At 50.2% G+C, this 21,525-nt stretch carries 22 protein-coding genes and 1 pseudogene; 5 read left to right on the forward strand and 18 right to left on the reverse strand.

The features are described from left to right. Positions 1–317: 317 nt before the first annotated feature. From FYJ45_RS26805 to FYJ45_RS26835, 7 genes are all read right to left on the reverse strand, one after another. Positions 318–1,511, reverse strand: a complete 1,194-nt coding sequence (locus FYJ45_RS26805) for a site-specific integrase (RefSeq protein WP_154468083.1) — start codon at positions 1,509–1,511, stop codon at positions 318–320. An 80-nt stretch (positions 1,512–1,591) separates the two neighbouring features. Further along, the gene (locus FYJ45_RS26810) at positions 1,592–1,795 is read right to left on the reverse strand and encodes an excisionase (RefSeq protein WP_002590584.1); all 204 of its coding nucleotides are present in this window, start codon (positions 1,793–1,795) and stop codon (positions 1,592–1,594) included. Positions 1,796–2,241: 446 nt separating this feature from the next. Next, positions 2,242–2,502 (reverse strand): helix-turn-helix domain-containing protein, encoded by a 261-nt coding sequence (locus FYJ45_RS26815; RefSeq protein WP_154468084.1) that lies wholly within the window; start codon positions 2,500–2,502, stop codon positions 2,242–2,244. Then, positions 2,483–2,914: a sigma-70 family RNA polymerase sigma factor gene (locus FYJ45_RS26820; protein WP_321170321.1), complete on the reverse strand. Its 432-nt coding sequence runs from the start codon at positions 2,912–2,914 to the stop codon at positions 2,483–2,485. Before FYJ45_RS26820 ends, FYJ45_RS26815 begins: the two co-directional genes overlap by 20 nt. A gap of 487 nt (positions 2,915–3,401) precedes the next feature. Next, the gene (locus FYJ45_RS26825) at positions 3,402–4,145 is read right to left on the reverse strand and encodes an ABC transporter permease (protein WP_154468086.1); all 744 of its coding nucleotides are present in this window, start codon (positions 4,143–4,145) and stop codon (positions 3,402–3,404) included. After that, positions 4,142–4,867: an ABC transporter ATP-binding protein gene (locus FYJ45_RS26830; RefSeq protein WP_154468087.1), complete on the reverse strand. Its 726-nt coding sequence runs from the start codon at positions 4,865–4,867 to the stop codon at positions 4,142–4,144. Before FYJ45_RS26830 ends, FYJ45_RS26825 begins: the two co-directional genes overlap by 4 nt. Before the next feature lie 70 nt (positions 4,868–4,937). Beyond that, positions 4,938–5,681, reverse strand: a complete 744-nt coding sequence (locus tag FYJ45_RS26835; protein ID WP_154468088.1) for a MerR family transcriptional regulator — start codon at positions 5,679–5,681, stop codon at positions 4,938–4,940. Between the two features lie 190 nt (positions 5,682–5,871). Here FYJ45_RS26835 and FYJ45_RS26840 point away from each other — a divergent pair, with 190 nt between their 5' ends. The 5 genes from FYJ45_RS26840 to FYJ45_RS26860 all read left to right on the forward strand — a co-directional run bounded on the left by FYJ45_RS26840 (position 5,872) and on the right by FYJ45_RS26860 (position 9,110). Then, entirely contained in the window at positions 5,872–6,225 is a 354-nt protein-coding gene (locus FYJ45_RS26840; protein WP_154468089.1) for a helix-turn-helix transcriptional regulator, read from the forward strand. 265 nt (positions 6,226–6,490) lie between these two features. Continuing rightward, a complete protein-coding gene (locus FYJ45_RS26845; RefSeq protein ID WP_002569185.1) occupies positions 6,491–6,820 on the forward strand; it encodes a plasmid mobilization protein in 330 nt (109 codons plus the stop codon). Continuing rightward, entirely contained in the window at positions 6,781–8,127 is a 1,347-nt protein-coding gene (locus FYJ45_RS26850; protein WP_154468090.1) for a relaxase/mobilization nuclease domain-containing protein, read from the forward strand. The genes FYJ45_RS26845 and FYJ45_RS26850 overlap by 40 nt, the downstream gene beginning before the upstream one ends. A gap of 86 nt (positions 8,128–8,213) precedes the next feature. Further along, the gene (locus FYJ45_RS26855) at positions 8,214–8,627 is read left to right on the forward strand and encodes a DUF3788 domain-containing protein (RefSeq protein ID WP_154468091.1); all 414 of its coding nucleotides are present in this window, start codon (positions 8,214–8,216) and stop codon (positions 8,625–8,627) included. Between the two features lie 18 nt (positions 8,628–8,645). Then, complete coding sequence (locus FYJ45_RS26860; protein WP_154468092.1) at positions 8,646–9,110, forward strand: VOC family protein; 465 nt, start codon at positions 8,646–8,648, stop codon at positions 9,108–9,110. Positions 9,111–9,327: 217 nt separating this feature from the next. On the opposite strand, the gene FYJ45_RS26865 is transcribed toward FYJ45_RS26860, so the two are convergent. The 11 genes and pseudogenes from FYJ45_RS26865 to FYJ45_RS26915 all read right to left on the reverse strand — a co-directional run. Next, complete coding sequence (locus FYJ45_RS26865) at positions 9,328–9,693, reverse strand: cysteine-rich VLP domain-containing protein (protein WP_154468093.1); 366 nt, start codon at positions 9,691–9,693, stop codon at positions 9,328–9,330. Continuing rightward, entirely contained in the window at positions 9,690–9,902 is a 213-nt protein-coding gene (locus FYJ45_RS26870; RefSeq protein ID WP_456298389.1) for a transposon-transfer assisting family protein, read from the reverse strand. The genes FYJ45_RS26865 and FYJ45_RS26870 overlap by 4 nt, the downstream gene beginning before the upstream one ends. Then, positions 9,899–10,852, reverse strand: coding sequence for a hypothetical protein (locus FYJ45_RS26875; protein WP_154468095.1), 954 nt, complete (start codon positions 10,850–10,852; stop codon positions 9,899–9,901). The genes FYJ45_RS26870 and FYJ45_RS26875 overlap by 4 nt, the downstream gene beginning before the upstream one ends. 3 nt (positions 10,853–10,855) lie before the next feature. Further along, positions 10,856–14,521, reverse strand: coding sequence for a YodL domain-containing protein (locus FYJ45_RS26880; protein ID WP_154468096.1), 3,666 nt, complete (start codon positions 14,519–14,521; stop codon positions 10,856–10,858). Positions 14,522–14,760: 239 nt separating this feature from the next. Further along, positions 14,761–16,854: a DNA topoisomerase 3 gene (locus tag FYJ45_RS26885; RefSeq protein WP_154468097.1), complete on the reverse strand. Its 2,094-nt coding sequence runs from the start codon at positions 16,852–16,854 to the stop codon at positions 14,761–14,763. Positions 16,855–16,870: 16 nt separating this feature from the next. Further along, the gene (locus FYJ45_RS26890) at positions 16,871–17,059 is read right to left on the reverse strand and encodes a hypothetical protein (RefSeq protein ID WP_154468098.1); all 189 of its coding nucleotides are present in this window, start codon (positions 17,057–17,059) and stop codon (positions 16,871–16,873) included. Next, on the reverse strand, positions 17,056–17,766 hold the full coding sequence (locus tag FYJ45_RS26895) for a DUF4366 domain-containing protein (protein ID WP_154468099.1): 711 nt from the start codon (positions 17,764–17,766) through the stop codon (positions 17,056–17,058). Before FYJ45_RS26895 ends, FYJ45_RS26890 begins: the two co-directional genes overlap by 4 nt. Further along, a complete protein-coding gene (locus FYJ45_RS26900; protein ID WP_154468100.1) occupies positions 17,759–18,037 on the reverse strand; it encodes a DUF4315 family protein in 279 nt (92 codons plus the stop codon). The genes FYJ45_RS26895 and FYJ45_RS26900 overlap by 8 nt, the downstream gene beginning before the upstream one ends. Before the next feature lie 38 nt (positions 18,038–18,075). Beyond that, the gene (locus FYJ45_RS26905; RefSeq protein ID WP_154468101.1) at positions 18,076–20,184 is read right to left on the reverse strand and encodes a C40 family peptidase; all 2,109 of its coding nucleotides are present in this window, start codon (positions 20,182–20,184) and stop codon (positions 18,076–18,078) included. 35 nt (positions 20,185–20,219) lie between these two features. Further along, positions 20,220–21,179: a DNA-methyltransferase gene (locus FYJ45_RS26910; RefSeq protein ID WP_154468102.1), complete on the reverse strand. Its 960-nt coding sequence runs from the start codon at positions 21,177–21,179 to the stop codon at positions 20,220–20,222. Then, positions 21,176–21,403, reverse strand: a pseudogene (locus FYJ45_RS26915) (conjugal transfer protein TraE); the annotation flags it as partial. The gene FYJ45_RS26910 and the pseudogene FYJ45_RS26915, both read right to left, overlap by 4 nt. Between the last annotated feature and the right edge of the window lie 122 nt (positions 21,404–21,525).

Consider the following 21,525-nt stretch of genomic DNA (forward strand, 5'->3'; position numbering starts at 1 on the left):
CTTGCGGGTACATAGGGCAGAGCCCTATGCCCTCGGAGAGCTTTCAAGTATCAATATCTGCAGTTTTCAAGGTTCTTTTGAGCCTATTTTTTTGACTCTTTTTTTTCATACATCATTTGACACTATCATAATATTTAAAAATAAATCAAAATATAGTTTTTGACCATCTCTTTATAAGTTCTTATAAGCCGGTATAGCCTGTATTTATAGGCTTTCCGGCATTTTTCGTATCGGAAGAAGTTCACAAATCTTTTTATTTCCCCTCATGTTTTCGCGTCCAAAAGTAGTAAATCAAGTAGTAAAACCGATATTTACTACTAAGCAATCAGCCGTTCCATTTCTGCCATTGCGCTATCAGAGGTAGCATGGGCGTAATAGTTCAGCGTCATGTTGATGTTGGAATGTCCCATGATATACTGCAATGCTTTCGGGTTCATTCCGGCGTTTGCTAAATTGGTACAGAATGTATGGCGTAAGGTATGCGGCGTTGTCACTTTCGGTAAGGCTTCCTCATGGCTCTTGTTGTACTTCTTCACAAGCCCTCGGAACATGGTTTCGTAGTTGACTGCCACTTTCGGCAGCCCGTTCCGGTTAAGGAATAAAAATCTGCTGTAACCGCCTACAATAAAATTGTCTGCCCGTCCTCTGTCATTCAGCACACGCTTGAACGCTTCATAGACTTTGGTACTCATTGGGATTTGTCTGATACCGCTTTTTGTCTTTGGCGTTTCAACATGATAGCCAACTCCCGATACTTTCAAAAGCTGGTGGTCTACGTTGATTAGCTTATGCTCAAAGTCAATATCGTTTTCAGTCAGCCCGCAGAGTTCAGAAATGCGAAGCCCTGTTCCTAACAGTATGATAATCTCGTCGTAATACTTCTGATAGACTTTATCATTCTGCACAAAGGACAGGAAAGCCGCTTCCTGCGTTGGGGATAGAGGTACCTTTGGCTCGGTGTTATCTTCCAAAACGGTGTTCAGTTGGAAGTCAAAGGGATTTTTCCGAATACAATCGTCCTGTATGGCTGTGTAAAAGGCAGCTTTCAGAGAACGCTTGTGGTTGTTGATTGTCTTAAAAGAATAGCCTTTCTCTTTCATGCGTAAAGCCCATTCTTTTGCGTCGGACAGCTTCACGTTTTCAATGCTGCAAGCTCCAAGGCTATCTTCTTCCAAAATCCTCATAAGCTGCTTGCGTCCCTGTTTCGTGCCATGCCGTACATTTGCCCGGTGCCTTATCTGCTTTGCGTAAAGTTGGCAGACAGTCATTTTCTTTCCCAACGTGTCAATCCCGTCGTCAAGGTCTTTCTGTATCTCTTTTTCCTTTTCCCGGAGCGAAATATCTTCACGTTTCCCCGCCGGGGTCTTGTCGGTAGGTACTAATTTCCAAGCATAGACAAATTGCGGTTTCCCAAAGGTATCTGTATATTTGTAAGCATATCTTCCGTCTGTTCTCTGGCTCTCTCCTGTGCGTAAAATACGGTTTTTATTATCTCGTCTTTTCTCCGACATTGTTCGTCATGCTCCTTTCCATGACGGAAAGAGCCTTGATATGCCTGTATTCATTATACCACATTCAAGGCCCGATTTCACTATATAACTTCCAAAGTATCAATGAATTTTTCAAACTGTTTTCTCTTGATTTGAATACGGTTGCCGTTCATAATCACCCACCCGGCAGCCGGGTTTTCTTCCGCTAATTTACGCAGCTTGTTTTCTCCGATACGGAAATATTTTGACGCTTCCTCAATGGTAAGCGTGTACTTCTCCCAGATAGGCACATCAGTAATATTCATTAAAATGTCCCCCTTTCAATAGAGTACAATAGTTTCAAAGATAGAAATTAGGCTTTAATCGGACGGTTAGCAGCATAACCTCATGGGAATTGCACCCCCGCATGGTTCTCATGCAGCCCTACCCATTGCCTGCGACGCTCTGAACGCTCGGACTGTGGCTGTAAGGAAGTATCATTGTATATTCTGCGCTGTCGTCGCCCGCAAGCCGCTACACTTGCTTTCCGGCGCGGTGTTGGTCGCTCGGCTGTCCGGGCGGGGATAATCCCGCCCGGATAGCGTCATGGCGCACCCGCCGCGTGGCTCGGCGCAAAAGGGACGTATCCGATTTGCCCTATACTGCGCCGCCGTTATCTTACGTCGCTTTCTTTTTCAAGGTTCAGAATGGCTGTGCTGCTGCGTCAAGCGGAACGGAAAAGGGGGAGAGAGAAAGCGTCCCGCCGCGTGTGTTATTCCTCTGCCTTAAAGGAGAGGACAGCCATCATCAGTTTTGCTTGCAGCCGTTCACGAATATCATGGTCTACGCCAAAATAGACGTTCCCGCGCTCGTCGTACAGCTTCCGCATGGAGAGGCGGGCTATGTAGCCGCTGAAATGCTGCAAGACAATCTTCATGGCGTCCGGGTCGCCCTGTGTCGCTGCCACAATGACAGGATAAGGAACAAGGGCTTTTTCCGGGTAGCCGGGTTCGTTAAAATCTGTCCCATTCATCAGCATTTTCCTCCAGATATTTTCTTAGCAGCTCAAAAGAGCTTGTCCGCCTGTACTGTATCGTGCTTCTCGACGTATTGAACAGCTCCGCAATCTCGGTGTCGTTCATTCCCTCGAAATAGTACAGGAGTACGGCTTTGCGCTTTTCTTCCGGCAAAGTACGGATTGCGTCAAGAAGCAGCTTCGGCGTGATTTTCTTCCCGGCTCTTTCAAAGGCGGTTTCCCCTTTGAAATATTCATCAAAGGTATGAAGCTGCCGCGCTTCGTCTAAGGGCAGGTCGGAAAAGGTAATCTCCCTTGCCTTATGCCTGTGTAGCTCTTTGTGAGCGTCACACGCTTCATTGTGCAGCACCGTATTACAAAACTTCTGGAAAGCGCACTGTTTTATAAACTCTCTGCGATTAGGTTCCACATTCTCACCTCCTTTCTCGTTGGAAAGTTGGTGGTGCTTCCCCCTTTTCGCGGGGCAATACTGCCTTTTGAAAAAAACGCCGAACATTTCCCGGATTTTTTTCAAAAAGTTTTTGAGCATACAAAATGCGCCCGTCTGCAAGACGCAGACAGGCGCATAGGAATTGTAAAAAGTATTTAGATGATTTGATAGTTCATATCTAAGGGTAGAAATGTTCCCGGCGGCGGTCGGGCTTTTTTTGATAAGAAGAATAATATAAGATTTTGTTTGTACGCTCTACACGTCATGGCAGCTACCTCCTATTAGCCGTCGTATCTGTCAGTGTTAGAACGTCATTTCTTTATAGGGAAAAAGAAAACGACGGCTTCGATTTTCTCAAAGCCGCCGTATAGGAATAGTAGGCGTGTGAAAATGTGTCTGCTCTCCGACGGCTTTTTTTCTTTGCCGTCGTCCGGCAGAATAAATTTTGCTTATTAAAGTTAGAAAATTATTCCCACTTGAAACATTTAATAGAGATACCAAAACAAATTAGAGTGACAGCACTCATAACAATAATTGGAAGCAATGCGTTTTCAAGCGGTATTCCAAGAAATGTTGCTTTCATTAACTGCATACCCTGTGCCAATGGCAGGACACCAATAATCTTCTGCATAATAATAGGCATAACTTCAAAGGGAAGTGTCGCCCCCGAAAAAATCAGCATGGGGAAGTACAGAATACAGGCAATCACACTTGCGCTTTTCATGTTTTTCGCAATCCCTCCAACCAACAATCCTATACTCAAAGTCGATACCATAGTCAAAAGCCAACTTCCCAAAAACAAGAGGAAAGAACCATGTATTTTTACTTTCCAAAACAGCATAGCGGCAAAGAATAAGGTGAGCATTGATACAATGCAATAGATAACGTAAATCAAAAATTCTACCAAAAGTAATTTTGCCGGACTAATGGGGGTAACTTGAAAGCGTTTCAAAATTTTTCGTTCCCGATATTCTGATACGACAAGAGGTAAACCCATCAACCCACCCGCACAAATGGAGATACAGCATAGTGCGCCAAAGGACTGTTCCATAAAAGTGTATGCTGCTCCGTCTGCGACTGGTTTTGTTCCGTAAATGAAGCCCAGAATAATCAAAACAATAAGTGGCATAATGACAGCGAAAATAACCATATTCATGTTTCTGATGTTCAATTTCAATTCGTTTTTCAAGAGTGTTCTAAATGATTTCATTCTTTCTCCCCCTCCTCGCCGGAAAGTATAAGATAGGCGTCCTCAAAGTTTTCGCATTTACTGGCTTTCTTTGCCTGTTCAACAGTTCCAAAAAATACGGCTTTCCCATTTCTCAAAATACAGATTTCATCACATAGGGCTTCCACTTCGTCCATGAAGTGAGAAGTCAAAAAGATAGTTAATCCTTTGCTTTTTAATTCAGATAATATTTTCCAAACATCACGCCGAGATTTTGCGTCAAGCCCGGTAGTCAATTCATCAAGGAATACCAATTCCGGGTTTGGGATTAAGGCAAGCACGATAAATAAGCGTTGACGCTCCCCGCCGGACAAACTCTTTACTGCATTAGCAATCTTTCCTCCTATTCCAAATTGTTCACAAAGTTTTTTCCAGTCAGCAGGTGCTTCATAAAGACAAGCGGTTTCTTCACATAGTTCCGAAACTTTGATTTCCGGCGGATAGTCGCCCTCCTGAAACTGAACGCCGACATTCTGAAACAAGCGGCGTCTGTCTTTTTTGGGGTCGCACCCCAAGACTGATACCGTTCCGTTGTCGGCATTTTTTGTGCCTAAGATACATTCAATCGTCGTACTTTTTCCCGCACCGTTTGCGCCAAGAAGTCCGTAAACAGTTCCACATTTTACGGATAGACTAAGTTTGTCTACCGCAAGCAGATTGTCGTAGGATTTTGACAACTGCTCCACATTGATTACAGTCTGCATGATAATTCCTCCTTTTGTTTTCGTGAAATAAGAATACCACCAATGAAAACATTGGTGGCAAAGTGTAGGGTTATGAAAATTTTTCTTTCATATCATATAACATGGCAGAAAGGGTATTTGCATTTTTTTCTGCCGCTGAAAGTGAAATAATAAGTCGGTCACAAACTGAAATAATGTCATCTGTTTGTTTTGGGGTATTTAAGACAATGCGAATATCTGTATCGGGATTTTTTGATAGTTGCTGTAATAGCCGCAAGATTGCTTCTAAGGAATAATTAGCACATCTTAATGAACGAATAATTTTTAAGCGTTGTATATCTCCGTCAGTATAGACACGATACCCGTTATTTTTTCGCTTTACAGCAAGCAGACCATTCATTTCCCAATTTCGTAATGTGTCCATAGAAATATCAAGTAGCTCTGATACATCTTTTCTTTTTAATTGCGTTGAGTTTTCACGAACTCCGCCGGATAAAATGTCTTTCACAATTTCAATCGCTTCTTCTGCGTTCTGGTGTTCCTGCTTAATCTGCTTTAGATATTCTTCGGTAATTGTAATTGCAGTATCAAAATCTCCTGTTGCAGATACCGTAATCATTTGTGCGATTTTCTTTCGCAGTCCATTTTGTAAAACCTCTATCTGAAATGCAAGACGTATTAGTTTACATTGCTGTATATGAAAGTCCGTAAATACGCGATAACCATTTGGCAGACGTTTCGGTTTGGGTATTAAATTCAACTTTTCGTATAGCCGTACTGTATTTGGGTGTATTCCAATTATGGCAGCAACTTCCGCTGTTTTATAAGTATTCATTGTTTCTCACCTCCATTTTCCTTACAATATACCATAGCCGAAAAGTCTGGTGTTAAAGTGTAGGGTTTATTGTAACATACTTCTATGAACCTTTCAACGGATTATATGAATTATTTTAGCTATTGAATAGAACTGTGTAGACATATTCAAAAAGAAAGGTGAACAGTACAATGTAACAGGGTGAATAATTATGGCAAAAAGACCAGTACCGAAATACGACTTCAAGGCTTTTGGGGCAGCGATAAAGGCAGCGCGGACAGGGCGCAAGGAGAGCCGCAAGAAAGTAAGCGACGAAATGTTTATCTCGCCGCGCTACCTTGCGAACATTGAGAACAAGGGGCAGCACCCAAGTTTACAGATATTCTTTGAGCTTATGCTCCGCTACAATATATCCGTAGACCAGTTCCTTTTGGAAACGCCGCCGGAAAAGGACACGCAGCGGCGGCAGCTTGACGCGCTCCTTGACGGCATGAGCGATACGGGCATACGGATTGTGACCGCAACGGCAAGGGAGATAACGGAAGTCGAAGCAGAGGGCAGATAAAATGTGTCCGTCAGAATTGAATAGGATTTAGAGAACGTTGTAATCTTTTTTTGAGGATTGCAGCGTTTTTCTTTTGCGGAAGTTTGGCAAAAGCGGGGATAGCTCCGTAGTAGGGGATAAGGGCATAAAAGATAAAAAACTTTCGTAGCAAGCATAGGAAGCGGGTACCCACTTCCGTATTTTCGCCCTCCCGCGCTGCGGCGCGTCGGTTAAAAATGGCTTGTTGGGAAGTGTCCCAAACCCTCTAAAAGAAAGGAGCGAATACATGGACGGACGCAAAAGGACAGTGCAGATAAAATTCAGAGTGACGGAAGCGGAACGGGATTTAATACTGGAAAAAATGAAGCTCGTCCCCACCCGGAACATGGCGGCGTATCTGCGGAAGATTGCCATTGACGGGTACATCATTCAGATAGACCACGCCGACATTAAGGCTATGACCGCAGAAATACAGAAAATCGGCGTCAATGTGAACCAGATAGCGCGTCGCGTGAACGCGACGGGGAACGCATACCAAGAGGACATAGAGGAAATAAAGGGGGTGCTTGCGGAGATATGGCGGTTACAAAGATTAAGCCTATTAAAAGCACTCTAAGCAAAGCCCTTGACTATATCGAAAACCCGGACAAGACGGACGGGAAAATGCTCATATCCTCTTTCGGGTGCAGCTATGAAACGGCAGATATTGAGTTTGAATATACCTTGTCGCAAGCCCTCCAAAAAGGGAACAATTTAGCCTTTCATCTGATACAGTCCTTTGAGCCGGGGGAAGTGGATTACGAAACCGCCCACAAAATCGGGAAGCAGCTTGCCGACGCAGTAACCAAAGGGCAGCATGAGTATGTCTTGACGACGCACATTGACAAAGGACACGTCCACAACCACATTATTTTCTGCGCGGTGAATTTCGTAGACCACCATAAATACAATTCCAACAAAAGGAGTTATTACGGCATACGGAACATGAGTGACAAGCTGTGCCGGGATAATGGCCTGTCCGTTGTCGTTCCCGGCAAGGGCAGCAAGGGAAAGAGCTATGCAGAATACCAGGCGGAAAAGACGGGTACCAGTTGGAAAGGCAAGCTAAAGATTGCCGTTGACGCGCTTATCCCCCAAGTTTCCAGTTTTGAAGAATTGTTGCAGCGGTTACAGGCGGCGGGCTATGAGATAAAGCCGGGGAAATATGTATCATGCCGCGCCACCGGACAGGAACGCTTCACCCGCCTAAAAACCCTCGGCGCAGATTATACAGAGGAAGCCATACGGGAACGGATAGCGGGCAGACGCACAAAGGCGGCGAAAGCCCCCAGAGAGCAGCGCGGCGTTTCTCTGCTTATCGACATTGAGAACAGTATCAAGGCGGCGCAGAGCCGGGGCTATGAACAGTGGGCGAAAATCCACAATCTGAAACAGGCGGCAAAGACCATGAATTTCTTGACGGAACACAAGATTGAACAGTACGCGGATTTAGTCAGCCGGATTGCGGAAGTGGCAGAGGAAAGCGGACAGGCAGCGGACAGCCTAAAGGCGGTCGAAAAGCGTCTTGCGGATATGGCGGTGCTTATCAAGAATGTTTCCACCTACCAAAAGACAAAGCCCGTCTATGGGGCGTACAGGAAAGCCCGGAACAAGGAGAAATACAAAGCGGAACATGAACGCGCTATTATCCTGCATGAAGCCGCCGCAAGGTCGCTGAAAGCTGCGGGCGTTTCCAAGCTCCCAGACCTTGCCGCGCTGCAATCGGAATATGAAGCCCTCCAAGCGCAGAAAGAAGCCCTTTACGCCGACTATGGGAAGCTGAAAAAGAAAGTCCGGGAGTATGATATTGTCAAGCAGAACATTGACAGCATTTTACAGACTGGAAAGCAGCCGGAACGGGAAAAGGGAACAGAAAGGGGATAGATTTGTTCATATAGGTATGATATAATAGTTCTGAATAGTATGAATTTTGATTACAACAAATTCAAAGTTATAAAGGAGCAACGAGTATGTTGGATAAAATACCTAACGCAGAAGAAATGATTGGTTTAATCGGACATTCGTTATATGATATATGGAATAAACTCTGTGCTTTAATTGATGAAAAGTATGACATGGAATGTTTATGGAACAAAGGTGGTAAAGCATGGACTTATGAGTATAAATATCGTCGTGGCGGAAAAACGCTTTGTGCATTATACGCAAGGGAAAACTGTATAGGATTTATGATTATCTTAGGGAAAGATGAACGATTAAAATTTGATACAGATAGAAATAGTTATTCAAAAGAAGTGCAAAAAATTTATGATGAAACTAAAACCTATCACGACGGAAAATGGTTAATGTTTGAGCCAACAGATACAGCCTTATTTGATGATTTTGTTAAACTGCTCGAAATAAAAAGAAAACCCAACAGGAAGTAAAATTAAGGGAGCATAGATATGAAATACATTTGTACGGTTTTATCGGTATCAGACATTAACGCAGCAAGAAAGTTTTACGAAGATTTATTTGGATTAGAGTTATACCAAGATTACGGGATAAATATATCTTTTACTTGTGGTTTAGCTTTACAGCAGGATTTTGATTGGCTTGTAAATATACCAAAAGAAAAAATATTAAAGAAATCTAATAATGCAGAGGTCGTTTTTGAAGAGCAGGATTTTGACCGTTTCTTAGACAAGCTGAAAAAATATCCTCATATCGAGTATTTAGGGGAAATGGTCGAACATAGTTGGGGGCAACGAGTAATTCGATTTTATGATTTAGACGGTCATATTATAGAGGTTGGCGAGGATATGAAAATGGTTATCCAGCGTTTTCTCACTTCTGGAATGACTATGGAAGAAATATCTGCAAAGATGGACGTTTCTATCTCTGATTTAACAAAATTATTGAACAGCTAAAATGAAACAATGTGGAACTATCAGTTATGCCTGTCAATAGGCAAAAAAAGAACAGGGCGCGGAAGCCAGTATATGACTTCCGCGCCCTGTCTTTTTGTGGGTGCTGTTCTGGTAAATGTTACGCAGTAGGACGGCATTTTTGGGGGTAAAGGTATAAAGTATCGTCTTTCTGATTTTCACGCCCGGAAAGCCTTGCAAATCAAGGGATTTTCCGCGCCTACTGCGTAACAGGGGCGCGCTTTTTCCTCATGCGCTCGGCGGCCTGTCTGCGGGTGATACGCTTCCGGCAGCCGGGGCAGTATTTGACGCTGTTAGAGGTTGACGCAAAGAACGCGCCGCACTCGGTACACTTCTTCCTGTCCCCGGTCTGGTAAAGCTCCGCATAGAGCAGCTTGTCGGCGGGAAGCACCGCAATACGGAACCATTTACAGAGTAGGGAATAAGAGATAAGCTGCGGGCATACGCACTCGTCCCCGTCGTCAAGCAAGATACAGTTCCCGTTATCGCAGTTGCAGCACGTCCGGCGCACAAGTGCATTGACTTTCCGGCTCTGGGGCGGCGTCAGCCGCTTAACCTCGCTCATACTTCATCAGCGGCGTAAATGGGAAGCCCCGCAAACTCCGCTTCGGTCATGGCTTCCACTTTGGCAAGGGTACGGGCGGCAAAGCCCCGCATTTCCCCGTCCATAAAAGGCAGCGCGACATTGACATTTTCAATCAAAGCCCGCTTGCTTCCCTCTTTGTAAATGCTCAAAAGGTTTGTTTCTTCAACAGTCAGTCTAATCATGCTCATACCTCCAAATCGTGATTTTTATTCTTTGCCGCCGCTTTTTTCGGGGCGGTCTTTGTTTTGTCTGCTTTTAGCTGCGCCCGGACAGAGGGGCGGGGCTTTCTTATCTCCCTGTCCCGGTTCTCCCCCTTGTCAATCAGCGCATACGTCCCATGTCTGCCCTCGATTTTGGAAAAGGAAAGGGTCTTGTAGGGCAGCATGGAGAAAAGGCGGTCAGTGTCCTTTGTATCTGCAAGCCGCATGAACGCCGGGGAAAGCTCCACCATGAAATGGGTCTTGTTCGGGCTGTTCGGCTCATAGTTCCGCTTCATTTCCCGCACAATGCGCCGCGCTTCCGTTTCAATCAGCCCGTCATGCAATGCGGCGATATGCGCCTTAAAATCCCCTTGCGGAAGCTGCTCCCGGCTGCGGTGTTCCTCCTGTAAGAGCCATTTAAGCGCGTCCGGGTCGTTGGGTAGGGCTTCAAAGCGTTCAAACTTCCCAAGCTGCGGGTCCGGGCTTCCGCTGAAATACTGTCCGGCGGGTATCATCTGCTCCCCGCGCTCATAAATCAGCTTGACCGTATCGGCGGGCAGCCCCTTTTCCTTGACGCGCTCATAATGGCGGGAATAGTCAAGCTCGTACAGACTGCCCTTGATTTTCCCGCGCTCCCTGCCCGTCAGCTCGATTGCATAGGCAAGGATACGGTCGCTTGTCTGCTCCATGTAGAAACGCCAAGTATTATGGGGTGCGGTGTCCTTTAGGAACACGTCGCGCTCCCGGAAGCAATGCGTCCCGGACGGGCGGCAGAACCACAAGAGGGTCTTGCCCTCTTTGCTATCACTTGCCACCGCCTTTGCGATAATCTCCCGGTCAATGTCAAAATCGCTCTGGTAAAATCCTGTGTTCTGCTTCATTATGGCTTCAAGGGAAGCGGTCACGTCCACATCTTCAAATTTATTCTGTTTCGGCATGGGTCAGCTCCTTTCCAAGTCCTGCGACTTATTTTTTGCCTGTTTCTTCTGCGCTGCCCGTTCCTTGTCGGCTTTAAGCTGCGCCCGGATAGAGGGCTTCTTTTCCGGCTTCGCTTCCTTTCCGCGCTCCTTATCGGCTTTGACTGCGTTAGCCAGGTCAACAAGGGAAATCTGCTCGCCCGCCTTTACCTTTGCTTCCAGTTCGTCAACGGTAGGGGTGTTGTTGATGATACCGTCAATCATGTTTTCGTTTTGCTCTGCGCTCTGCTCGACAGCTTTCAAGTGGTTCTCCGGCTGCTCTGCGGCAACGGCAAACGCCCGCGTCCCGTTCCCCATGATGAAATATTTACCGTCGTCCGACTGGTGGTGAAAGCCATATCCGGCGGCTTCCATTTGCTCGCGGGTCATGGCGGTAACAGAAAAACTCCCCCTCGGTGTCTGGATTTTCTCGCCCGTTTCCAGTTTGTCCGGGGTAAGCTGCTTTAGCTCCTGTAAAAACTCCGGCACTTCCTTGTAGCCGAAGCTGTCAACGTAATGCGCCGCGTCCTGCCCGTTCTGATGAAGCACTACCACGTCGGAAACGGAAAGGCTGTGTCCCTTGAAGTCTGCGGGGTGGTCGATATTAAAACGGGTGTAAATATCTTCAAGGGAAATCCCCGGCGCAAGGGGCGCGGAATAAACAAGCTCATAGTTCGCCCTGTCAACCACATTTCCCGCCGCCTGCAGGCGGTCGTAAGGCTCAAATCGGAAGTCCCTTGTTTCGTCGCCGCCCTTTATCTGGTAAATGGAAAAAGTGTCTTTCGCCCCGTATTCCCGCAATGCTTCCTTTGCGGCGTCGCTCCCGGCTAATTCCTGTTTCATAGCCCTGTACTCGGTGAGGGCGTTCCAGTCCTCCTTATGTACGCCGAAAATGCCGCCGTTTTCCGCATGGGCGCGTATCTCGTCAACGCTCCCGATAATGCCCTCGCTTCCGTCCCCATAGAGCCGGAAAATCTGCATATCTTCTTTTTCAAAAAGCTGCGCGGCGGCGGTTTCCTGTAAGGGAAGCATACCGTCCCATGTATAGCCGTATTTCTCCATATCCGCGACACTGATTGACGGGTCGGGTAAAACTTCCTGTGTCTTTGCCGTTTCCTGTGCTTTTGCGTAGAGCTGCTTTACGTCGCCCTCGGTCAGCTCGCCGTTTTTGAGCTGCCCCATAAGCTCGCGGCATTTCTCCGGCGTTCCCGTATAAAGCACGTCGCCCATTTTCGCCCGCCCGTTCTCCAGTGTCACATAGGCTTGCAAGAGGTAGCTGTTTTCCCGGCTGTCGCTGTACGGGTTCCGGCGTACCCTGTAAATGGTTTCGGGGGCAAAGGCTTCTTTTGGGGCTGCGCCCGCTTTTTCCTGTGCGCCGGATTTCCCCGGTGCGGCTACGTCCGGCTTTTCTTTTCCGGCTGTATCTGTCTTTGCCGGGGCTTCCGGCTGCGGCGCGGCTTCCCCTCTGGTAGTCTGTTCCTGTCCGGCGGTCTGCTCCTTGTCCTGTGCCTTTTGAAGCTCCGCGAAATTTTCATCTATGGAATTGATAATCTCGGCGGCTGCGCTGCGTATCGTTTCAAGGGAGCTTTTCAGTTCGGAAAGCTCCCGCCCGCTGCTCCACCCGGTGACGTAGCCGAAAGAGTAGTCCGACGTGTCAAGCCCGTAATGTTGGCAGACAGTGTAAGCGACGCTTTCCGCTTCGACTTCGCGGGTGCGGCGGTCAACGCGGGGCTGCTGCTCGTCCTGCGGCGCGTTGAGGTCAATGTCATGCAGCTTTGCATGGGCGATTTCGTGAATGGCGGTCTTTAAGGTTTGCAGCTCGCCCATGCCCTCGTTGATAGCAATGCGCTTGTCCTCCAAGTGGTAGTAGCCATGAGAGCCGCCCTCGATATTCTCAAAGGCGATAGGAACGGGGGAAGTCTTTTCAATGGCTGCGAAAAAGTCCTTGTAGCGGTCAACGTCGCCCGTCAGCTCGTCAACGGCAATATCCGGCAGCTCCTTTCCCTCGGTCTGGGAAACATCAAATACGGTCACTACCTTGTAGGCGGGTATGGTGATTTCCTTTTCCTCGGTGACGGGCTTCCCGTCCTTGCCGATAACGGGCTTCCTCGTCTGCGGGTCGATTTTCTGCATTTCCTGTTTGATTTTATAGGGCGACGGGGCAATGATTTTAATTCCCTTTTGCCCTTTCATCACGTTGCGCTCAAAGTTATTCTTCCATGCGGAAAATCCCGCAATAAGGGAAGCGTCGGGCTTCTGCATGGTGATAAGGACGGTGTTCCGGAAGCTGTAATTATGGAATTTCGACATGACTTGCAGATATTCCTTGTAACGCTCGCTGTCAAAGAGTTCCGCAATGCCCTGTTCCAGACGGTCGGTAATCTCTTTGAGCTTTTCGGCGGGCTTCTCGCTCGTCAGCACGATAGGGATAACCGGGCGCGGCTCCTGTGGCTGTTCCGGGGGCTTTGCCGCTTCCTGTCCCGGCGCGGCTTCGTCCATTTCTGCCTTTTCCGGGTCGGGGCGTGACCGCTGCGGGAAGCCCATTACCTTATATTCTTTGGGAATGTCGCTTTCGCGTCCGTTGTACCATTCTGTAAAGGTGTTCTTATTGTTGTAGATATAGCCCTGGTCGGTAAAGCGTCCCCCGTCATTGATAGCTGCGTCCCGCCCGTATTCCTCATACATGAAATACTTTTTCGCTTCTTCGGGAAGCTCCAATTCGTCCAGTTCGTCAATAAGGTAATAGCCGTAATCTTCTTCATTCTGTACGGTGGGGTAAAGCCAGTAGCAGTCAAGGTTTTGTGCAAGGTTGATAAGGTCTTTGATATTCCCGGCGCGTTCCCCAAGCGTCACTGCCGCCGTAAACTTGTCTTTGTCCCCGTCGCTCTGCATTTCTAAGAGCTTCGCTAAATAGTTCAGCTCGTCAATGCCCGCGCTCTGGATAACGGGAAGCGGCACGTCAAAGGGCTGCTGCTCGGTGTTTGCAAAACCGTTGATGAAAAAATCCTGCGGGTTGTCTGCGGTAATGCCGACGCTTTCCATAGCCGCGTGAAGCTGCTCTGTGGTGGTCGGCATGGGAAGCCACACGCCGCCCGGTTCTCCCGTTTCAAAGCGGCTGCGGCTGTCGATTAAGATTGAAAACTGTTCGCTCATTTTTCCACTCCTTTCCTGTTCAATCATGCGGTGCATGAGTTCGTAGTCCTCAACGCTCATGCTCCCGTCAAATACATAAGGGTCAAAATCCTCCCCGTCCCGGTAGGGCTTTTCGGAAAAGGGAAGCCCCGCTACATGGGCGGCGGCTCTTGCTTCCTCGATAAGCTCCGGGGGAAGCCTGTCATCATGCGCCCCGATAAAACCGTCAATATCATTCATGCTATTCTCATAGTGGTAGCGCACTCCGGCGGTCAGCTCGTCAAGGCTCATATCCTCGCCTAAATGCCCGCAGTAATAGCCATTCAAGATAACGGCGGCGGGGTCGGTGCGTTTGATTTCCTCTAACCGGCTCCTGTCCTCCGGGTAGAGCGTATCGTCCATATCAAGATGAAAGTATTCCGCGTTCCATGAACGCCCCTTTTTCCAGAACGCCACCCATGCGATACCGTCCCTAAGCTCGTCTTGATAGTCCTTTACGGTGTCCCGTAAACTTGCCATAGTGAAAAACCTCCTTTCTCTGCGGCAGCGTCATAAGCTGCATTTTTTGGCTGCATAGCCTACTACGGTACGCCTGTATTTCTGCCAAAGGTTTTGGAAGATTTTCAGAGGGTGAAGCCCTCCGCAAAAAGAGGGTTTGGGAAACTTCCCAACAAGCAAAATCCCCGTCCGGCGCGTTAGCGGCAGGACAGGGATTTACGGAAGTGGGTACCCGCTTCCTATGCTTGCTATTCCAGTTTTTAGTTCTTCCGCACTTCGATACGGTAGTTGACGTATTTCCCGCCAGTGTCAGCTAAAACGATAGTTCCGTCGTAGGTCTTGCCTGTTTTCGGGGAATAGAGCTTCTTCACATTCGCCTTGCCGGATTTAAGGAGCGCGGCGGCAATCTTCGCGGAAAAAGCGGTTTTCCGTTCCTCAAAGAAACGGTCGTTCTTCCACATGGCAAAGATACATTCCCTGTTGCTGCAATAGTAGTTTTTCTTCCCCTCATAGACGGGAGAACCGCAGCGGAGGCATTTGCCGACAGAGGGCTTTCCCTCCCGGAACAAATCTTTTTTCCCGTCCTCCAGTGCGGCGTGTGTCTGCACAAGCTCCCGCGCCATAGCTTCAATGCCGGAGAGAAATTCGCCGGGGTCTGCGGCTCCCTTTGCTATCTGCGTCAGATTGTTTTCCCATTCTGCGGTGAGCTGTGGGGAAGTCAGCATATCCGGCAGGACAGAGATTAGCGTGTTGCCGTTCTGCGTGGGGATAAGCTGCTTGCCCTTGCGCTCTACAAAGCCGCCCTTTACCAGTTTTTCAATGACTGCGGCGCGGGTGGCGGGGGTGCCAAGCCCCCGGCGTTCCGCGTCCGGGTCGGTGTCCCCGTTCCCGGCGCGTTCCATAGCCGACAACAGGCTTGCTTCGCTGTGGGGCTTCGGCGGCGTTGTGGTATGCTCCGTTACCTTTGCGGGCGGGTTTTCAAAGCCCTGTCCCTCGGAAAGCTCCGGCAGCTCTGCGTCCGCGTTCTCCCCGTCCTCTGCTTCGGGCTTTACTTTCAGCGTCGCCCGGTATCTGCGTTCAAGCCCTTTCCAACCGTCGGAAAGCACCGTCTTTCCCTTTGCGGTGAAGTCCGTCCCGGCACATGAGAAAACCGCCGTAACCGCTTCAAAGACGTGCGGCGCGGCGGTGGCAAGGAGCAGCCGCGCCCCCGCAAGGGTGAGGATATTCCTCTCGCTCTCCGGCAATGTCGCAAGGTCGGTCTTTGCAAGCTCCATAGTGGGAATGATTGCGTGGTGGTCTGATACTTTTTTACTGTCTGATACCTTTGCAATCTCCGGCGTGAAGCCCGCGCCCGCCATAAAGGGGAGCTTTTTACAAAGCAGCGCGATTGTGCTTTCAGCGGTGCCGCCCATGTCGTCGGTGAGGAAATTGCTGTCTGTCCGGGGATAAGTCAGAAGCCGCTTTTCATAAAGGGATTGTGCAAGGTCAAGGGTCTGCTTCGCGGTGTAGCCGAAAATGCGGTTCGCTTCCCGCTGCAAAGAGGTAAGGTCAAAGAGCTTCGGCGGGGCTGCGGTTTTCTTCTCTCTGGTGACGGAAACGCATACCGCCTTTCCCGCTTCGCAGGACGCTTTCAGTGCGTCGGCGGTTTTCCTGTCCGAAATCCTTTCGCTTGCCGCTTCCGCGCCGGACAATTCAAGGCGCACGTGGTAATATTTTTCTTTCTGGAAATGGGAGATAGCCGCGTCCCGGTCGGCAAGCATTTTGAGGGTCGGGGTCTGGACGCGCCCCACGTTCAAGGTCTTTCCATACAGGCAGGAGAAAAGCCGGGTGGCGTTAATGCCGATAAGCCAGTCAGCCTTTGCGCGGCAGAGGGCGGACGCAAAGAGCGCGTCATATTCCCGTCCGTCTTTCAGATTATCAAATCCGCTTCTGATTGCTTCATGTTCCATTGAGGAAATCCACAAGCGGCGCATGGGCTTCTTGCAGCCCGCCACTTCGTAGACAAAGCGGAAAATCAGTTCCCCCTCGCGTCCCGCGTCACACGCATTTACCACTTCCGAAACGTCAGCGCGGTGCATAAGCTCTTTCAGTATTACAAACTGTTTCCCCTTGTCCGGGTCAACGGTGTACTGCCATTCCTCCGGCAGAATAGGTAAGCTGTCCGTCTGCCATTTTCGGTACTGCTCCCCATAGGCGGCGGCTTCCGCAAGCTGTACCAGATGCCCGACGCACCATGAAATGAGGTAGCCGCCGCCCTCGATATAACCGTCCTTTTTCTCTTTCACGCCAAGCGCGGCGGCGATAGTCTGCGCCACGCTCGGCTTTTCTGCAATGACTAAAATATGTGAAGCCATTATAAAAATCCTCCTTTCAGCGTTCCGGCTCGGCTTTCTTTTTTTCCTGTGCCTGTTTCAGACAATAGCCGATACAGGGCGATTGCCCCCTGTACGGGCAGGAAGCGCAGGCCGGGGAATGGGAAACGGGCGACGCATTGTCACGCCGCCCGCCGGGTTTCTGTATCATCATTTTTTCAAGGGGATTGTCGGTAAACAGGGTCATGCTTCTTCGTCCTCCTGTTCCATGTCTGCGCCGTCAGCTTCTTCCTCCGGCTCGTCCTCGCCGTAATCGTCAAAGTCGAAATCGTCAAGGTCGGTATCGCCCTTGACGCTCTGCTTCGGCTTCATAAACTTAAAGTAGTAGAGTGCGCCCCCGCCGCCAAGAAGTGCCACGACAAGGAAAAGCACAAGCCCGCCCGCATTGCTTTTTTCTTTGGGCTGCTCCGGCGGTTCCTCGGTTTCCGGCTCCGCTTCCTTGCCGTTACAGGCGGTCATGTTGTCCTTGCAGACAGGGCAGCTCACATTTACCTTTCCGGCTTCGCATTTATCGGTACAACTGCAAACGGCGGGCGGGGCTGCTTCGGTGCTTCCGTCCTCCATGAGTGCCATAAGGTCGGCTTCGTCCACTTGATTAAGGAAATGGACGGTATTCTCGCCCTCGTCGTCCCGGTCGATAAGGATATAAAAATAATTTCCGTTTTTGGTCGTCACTGTGATAAGCTGCTTGTTGCCGCCAAAATCGTCTACAAGGGTCGCGTTCCCGTCCGGGGTAAGGGGTTCTTCCTTTTGGGGTTCTTCATAGACAACGCCGCTGTCGTCGGTGTCGTCCTGTCCCTCCGGGGTCTGTGCAAAGGCGGTGACGGAAAAGCCGCCCATGAGGAAAAGGGCGGCGCAGAGTGCGGTCAAGGTTTTAAGGATTTTCTTATTCATTCTCGGTGTCCTCCATTTCTTCGGTGTCATGGTCTGCGGGTTTGGTGAGGAAGTCCGGCGCGGCTTCCATGCCCGGAATACTGCCGCCGGAGAGCATAGCGGAAAGCTCCTGTGGGGTCATACGCATAGCGCGTACAAGCTGCACGATTTCAAGGTTTTCCGCTTCGGTTTTCTGCGCTTCAAGCCCCCGCAGCTTATTCTGGTATTCGGTGATTTTCTCGCGGGTCTTTGCAATCTCCCTGTCGATACGTTCAATCTTGCTCATAGCCATAAATTCATTTCTCCTTTCAGATTTTCAGTTTTTTGTTGTCAGTTCCAGTTCATCAAGCCGTAGCCCTTGATACAGGAATAGTTAAGGTCGTAGCTCTTGATTTTACAGGCGTCGCCGGAATTGCCCTCGACGGTATAGACGCGGCTCCCGTCTGTGCCGATAACAAGCCCTACATGGTCTGCGCTCCCGTCCCCGTCCCAGTCAAAAAAGATAGCGTCGCCGGGGGCGATATTCTCATAGCCCCTCGCGCCCCATTGCCCGCGTGACTGGAACCACGGTACGCCCTGTGATTGACAGGCGGCAAAGCGCGGCTCGGATAGCCCCGACTGCCCGTAGCACCATGAAACGAAACAGGCGCACCATTCCGCGCGGCTGTTAAAGCCGTACCAGCTCCAATAAGGCCGCCCGCCCACGTTGCCGACTTGCCGCTTCGCAAGGTCTACAATGGCGGTATTGCCGGGGCGCGTCCCGTTCACAAGCTGTACGCCGCTTAAATCCTCGGACGCTCCTGTGTCGGGGGAGCCGCCGCCGAAAAGCAGCGGTTTGTTGCCGCTTGTTTCCAGATACACCCGGTACATTTCAAGCTGCTCCGGCGTTAGAAGTTCCTCTGCAATCTCGGAAATGGGCTTGTTTGTCAGTTTCACGTTCAGAATGTAATAATTGTAGGCGACTTCAACCTCGTATTCGTAGGTTTCCGTACTTGTCGCGCCCGTTTCCGGGTCGGTGACGGTGCGCGTGCCTGTGCGGGTTTCCGTCCTGTGGCGCACTTCAATTTCTTCCGTCAGCGTCAAGGTGTACTGCATACCAAAGACGCGGTTTAGCTCTGCCTGTGCGCTCTGTGGGGTGTAGGTCTGTAAGAGTGCAGTTAAGTAAGACGCTAATTCATGGGGGTTATGCCCGATACTGTCAAGGTCATAGCGGTATTCGTCATAGCCCGGATAATCGCGCTCGATATTGTCAATCCGCTGCTGAAGCCCGTTTTCCTTTGCGGCGTAATTGTTTTCCGTCGCTACAAGGTCGCTGTCCTCCGACGTGTAGGAAGTCCCAAGTATGCCGTTCATCAGGCCGGAGAACATAGAGCCGCAAGAGGAAAGCCCCGCTGAAATCATAATGAATAAGAGCAGCGCGGCAACGGCGATACATACGCCCGCCGGGTGCCTTGCCACAAATGCCGCCGCGTTCTTCGTTTCCTCGGCGGTTTTCTTCGCCGCCTTTCGGGTGTTCTCTGCGGCTTTCTGCGCTGTTTTCGCGCCGCTTTTCCTTGCCGCCTTTGCATACTGCCGCTTGATTTGCTGCTTCTGCATGAAGCGGGAAAGGGGAGTGCCCCCAATCTGCGGGTTTTCGTGTAGGGCTTTGTGGTACTGGAAATCCACATTCGCCTTGAACGCCGCTTTCTCTGCCTTTGCCGCCGCCCGGTAGGGTTTCAGCTTATGGCTGCGGTAGCCCTCTTTGACTTTCCGCGCCCCGTATTTTGCACCTTTCTCCGCTAATTCCTCGGATTTGTGCGCCCCCTCAACGCCGGAGTTGTCCTTTTCAACGGAATGTATCTTGTTGTGGACGAAAATACCCGCTTCCTGCGTGGGGCGGGATAGCGGGTTGTTATGGGGCTTGTTCTTTCCTATGGGCTTTTCCTGTTCCTCAAAGCGTAGGCGGGTCTTGCCCTTGCCCGTAGCTTCGTCAAAGGTTCGCTCCTTGACAAGTTTCTTTTCTTTGGGGATAGCTGCCTTTGCCGCGTCCAGACGGTCGGCTGCTTTATCCGATTTTCGGATATACTTTTCAAGCTCCGGCGTCGCCCGTTCTTCCTCGGTAAACTGCAAGCGGGAAGTGTGGGTGCGGGCTTCGGCTTCTGCCTGTGCTTTCCTTGCCGCCTTTTTGCTCGCTTTCCGGGTATGCGTCCCGTCGATATGCTCAAAAACGCGCTCGGCGGTGGCGGTGTCCTGTTCCCGTTCTGCTCCCGGCGCATGGGGAAGCTGCGCCGCGTCGGATAAGGGCGCGGAAGCTGCGCCGCCCGGTAGGGGCTGCGCTGCCTGTTCCGGCTGCTGCGGGGCGGCTTCCTTTTTTACAAGGTCGGCGTCCCTTATGCGGTTGCTGATACGCTTCTTTTTGCCTGTGGCGGCGTTTACCTCGACGGCTCCCTCGCGGGTCATTTTCTGCGTGACTTTCTCACGCGCTCGATACTGTTTTATTTGTCTGTCCCTCCAATCCGCGCCCTTGCAAGGGCGCAATACTCGGCGTTTATCTCAATGCCTATATAATGCCTGTCAAGCTGCCTTGCGGCGGCTCCCGTCGTGCCGCTCCCGAAAAAGGGGTCAAGCACAACGCCGCCTTTCGGACAGCCCGCCTTGATACAGGTTTCCGCTAACTTCGGCGGGAACGCGGCGAAATGCCCGCCCTTGTAGGGTACGGTATTGATAAGCCACACATCCCGCCTGTTCCGCATGGTCGGCATGAGGGCTTCGTCGTAATAGCCGCCGCTTCTTGCCCGGTTCAAGCCCTGTACCTTGCCCTGTCCGGGTACTTCTGCCGCGTATTTCTGCCCCGCGCTGCGCCCGGTGCGGTACCGCGCCGCCGTTGAGGGTGCCAGCGGTTCGGCTATGGCGGCTGCGTCATAAAAATACTTCTTTGACTTCGTAAGCAGAAAGATATGTTCATAGCAGCGGGTAGGGCGGTCTTTCACGCTCTCCGGCATGGGGTTGTCTTTCTGCCAGATAATGTCGCTCCTTAAATACCACCCGTCGGCGCGTAGGGCAAAAGCCAAGAGCCACGGAATACCGATTAGGTCTTTTTGCTTACAGCCCGCCGCCTGTCTTGCGATTGATACGGCTTGCCCGTTCCTGCCTTTGGGGTTTTTCGGGTCGGCAAAGCTCCCTTTGTTCCCGGTGCCGCAGTAGGTGTCCGCGATATTCAGCCAGAGCGTACCGTCAGAGCGCAGCACTCGGCGCAGCTCACGGAAAACCCCGGTAAGCCGTTCAATGTACTGTTCCGGCGTGTCCTCGCGCCCTATCTGCATATCAAGCCCGTAATCCCTAAGTGCATAGTAGGGCGGGCTTGTGACGCAGCAATGTACGCTTTCCTCTGGAAGCTCCCGCAGCGCATAGAGCGCGTCCCGGTTGATGATGGTGTCAATTTTCAGCCCGTTCATGCTCCACTCACTTCCTCCGGCTTCGTCGTCATTACCCGGTAAAGCTCGGTGTCTTTCGGGAAGCGGTCTACAAAGGGCAGCGTCACGTTCCCATAAAAGATAAGCCCCTCGCCCGCTTCGGTGTGGGTGACATACTTCATCTGCTGCGGGGAGATGTTGAGCTGCTTCGCAAGGATAGCCCGGTCGCCCGCTGCTTGATTGAGCATGAGGACAAAATCAGAGTTTTATAGTGATAGGTAAGCCCCTGATATCATCTCAGGCTTTTCCCCCACTTCACACCGTGCATGCGACTTTCACCGCACACGGCGTTCCATCGGTTAGTAGATTTCGTTGTCTAAACAATCAA

The organism is Eisenbergiella porci (assembly GCF_009696275.1).
Taxonomy (GTDB): Bacteria; Bacillota; Clostridia; order Lachnospirales; family Lachnospiraceae; genus Eisenbergiella; species Eisenbergiella porci.

What these genes read in the sequence shown, in the direction of transcription:
- FYJ45_RS26805 (WP_154468083.1), bottom strand. Translation starts at nt 1,511, where the DNA reads ATGTCGGAGAAAAGACGAGATAATAAAAACCGTATTTTACGCACAGGA.
- FYJ45_RS26810 (WP_002590584.1), bottom strand. Translation starts at nt 1,795, where the DNA reads ATGAATATTACTGATGTGCCTATCTGGGAGAAGTACACGCTTACCATT.
- FYJ45_RS26815 (WP_154468084.1), bottom strand. Translation starts at nt 2,502, where the DNA reads ATGAATGGGACAGATTTTAACGAACCCGGCTACCCGGAAAAAGCCCTT.
- FYJ45_RS26825 (WP_154468086.1), bottom strand. Translation starts at nt 4,145, where the DNA reads ATGAAATCATTTAGAACACTCTTGAAAAACGAATTGAAATTGAACATC.
- FYJ45_RS26830 (WP_154468087.1), bottom strand. Translation starts at nt 4,867, where the DNA reads ATGCAGACTGTAATCAATGTGGAGCAGTTGTCAAAATCCTACGACAAT.
- FYJ45_RS26835 (WP_154468088.1), bottom strand. Translation starts at nt 5,681, where the DNA reads ATGAATACTTATAAAACAGCGGAAGTTGCTGCCATAATTGGAATACAC.
- FYJ45_RS26840 (WP_154468089.1), top strand. Translation starts at nt 5,872, where the DNA reads ATGGCAAAAAGACCAGTACCGAAATACGACTTCAAGGCTTTTGGGGCA.
- FYJ45_RS26845 (WP_002569185.1), top strand. Translation starts at nt 6,491, where the DNA reads ATGGACGGACGCAAAAGGACAGTGCAGATAAAATTCAGAGTGACGGAA.
- FYJ45_RS26850 (WP_154468090.1), top strand. Translation starts at nt 6,781, where the DNA reads ATGGCGGTTACAAAGATTAAGCCTATTAAAAGCACTCTAAGCAAAGCC.
- FYJ45_RS26855 (WP_154468091.1), top strand. Translation starts at nt 8,214, where the DNA reads ATGTTGGATAAAATACCTAACGCAGAAGAAATGATTGGTTTAATCGGA.
- FYJ45_RS26860 (WP_154468092.1), top strand. Translation starts at nt 8,646, where the DNA reads ATGAAATACATTTGTACGGTTTTATCGGTATCAGACATTAACGCAGCA.
- FYJ45_RS26865 (WP_154468093.1), bottom strand. Translation starts at nt 9,693, where the DNA reads ATGAGCGAGGTTAAGCGGCTGACGCCGCCCCAGAGCCGGAAAGTCAAT.
- FYJ45_RS26870 (WP_456298389.1), bottom strand. Translation starts at nt 9,902, where the DNA reads ATGAGCATGATTAGACTGACTGTTGAAGAAACAAACCTTTTGAGCATT.
- FYJ45_RS26875 (WP_154468095.1), bottom strand. Translation starts at nt 10,852, where the DNA reads ATGCCGAAACAGAATAAATTTGAAGATGTGGACGTGACCGCTTCCCTT.
- FYJ45_RS26880 (WP_154468096.1), bottom strand. Translation starts at nt 14,521, where the DNA reads ATGGCAAGTTTACGGGACACCGTAAAGGACTATCAAGACGAGCTTAGG.
- FYJ45_RS26885 (WP_154468097.1), bottom strand. Translation starts at nt 16,854, where the DNA reads ATGGCTTCACATATTTTAGTCATTGCAGAAAAGCCGAGCGTGGCGCAG.
- FYJ45_RS26890 (WP_154468098.1), bottom strand. Translation starts at nt 17,059, where the DNA reads ATGACCCTGTTTACCGACAATCCCCTTGAAAAAATGATGATACAGAAA.
- FYJ45_RS26895 (WP_154468099.1), bottom strand. Translation starts at nt 17,766, where the DNA reads ATGAATAAGAAAATCCTTAAAACCTTGACCGCACTCTGCGCCGCCCTT.
- FYJ45_RS26900 (WP_154468100.1), bottom strand. Translation starts at nt 18,037, where the DNA reads ATGGCTATGAGCAAGATTGAACGTATCGACAGGGAGATTGCAAAGACC.
- FYJ45_RS26905 (WP_154468101.1), bottom strand. Translation starts at nt 20,184, where the DNA reads ATGACCCGCGAGGGAGCCGTCGAGGTAAACGCCGCCACAGGCAAAAAG.
- FYJ45_RS26910 (WP_154468102.1), bottom strand. Translation starts at nt 21,179, where the DNA reads ATGAACGGGCTGAAAATTGACACCATCATCAACCGGGACGCGCTCTAT.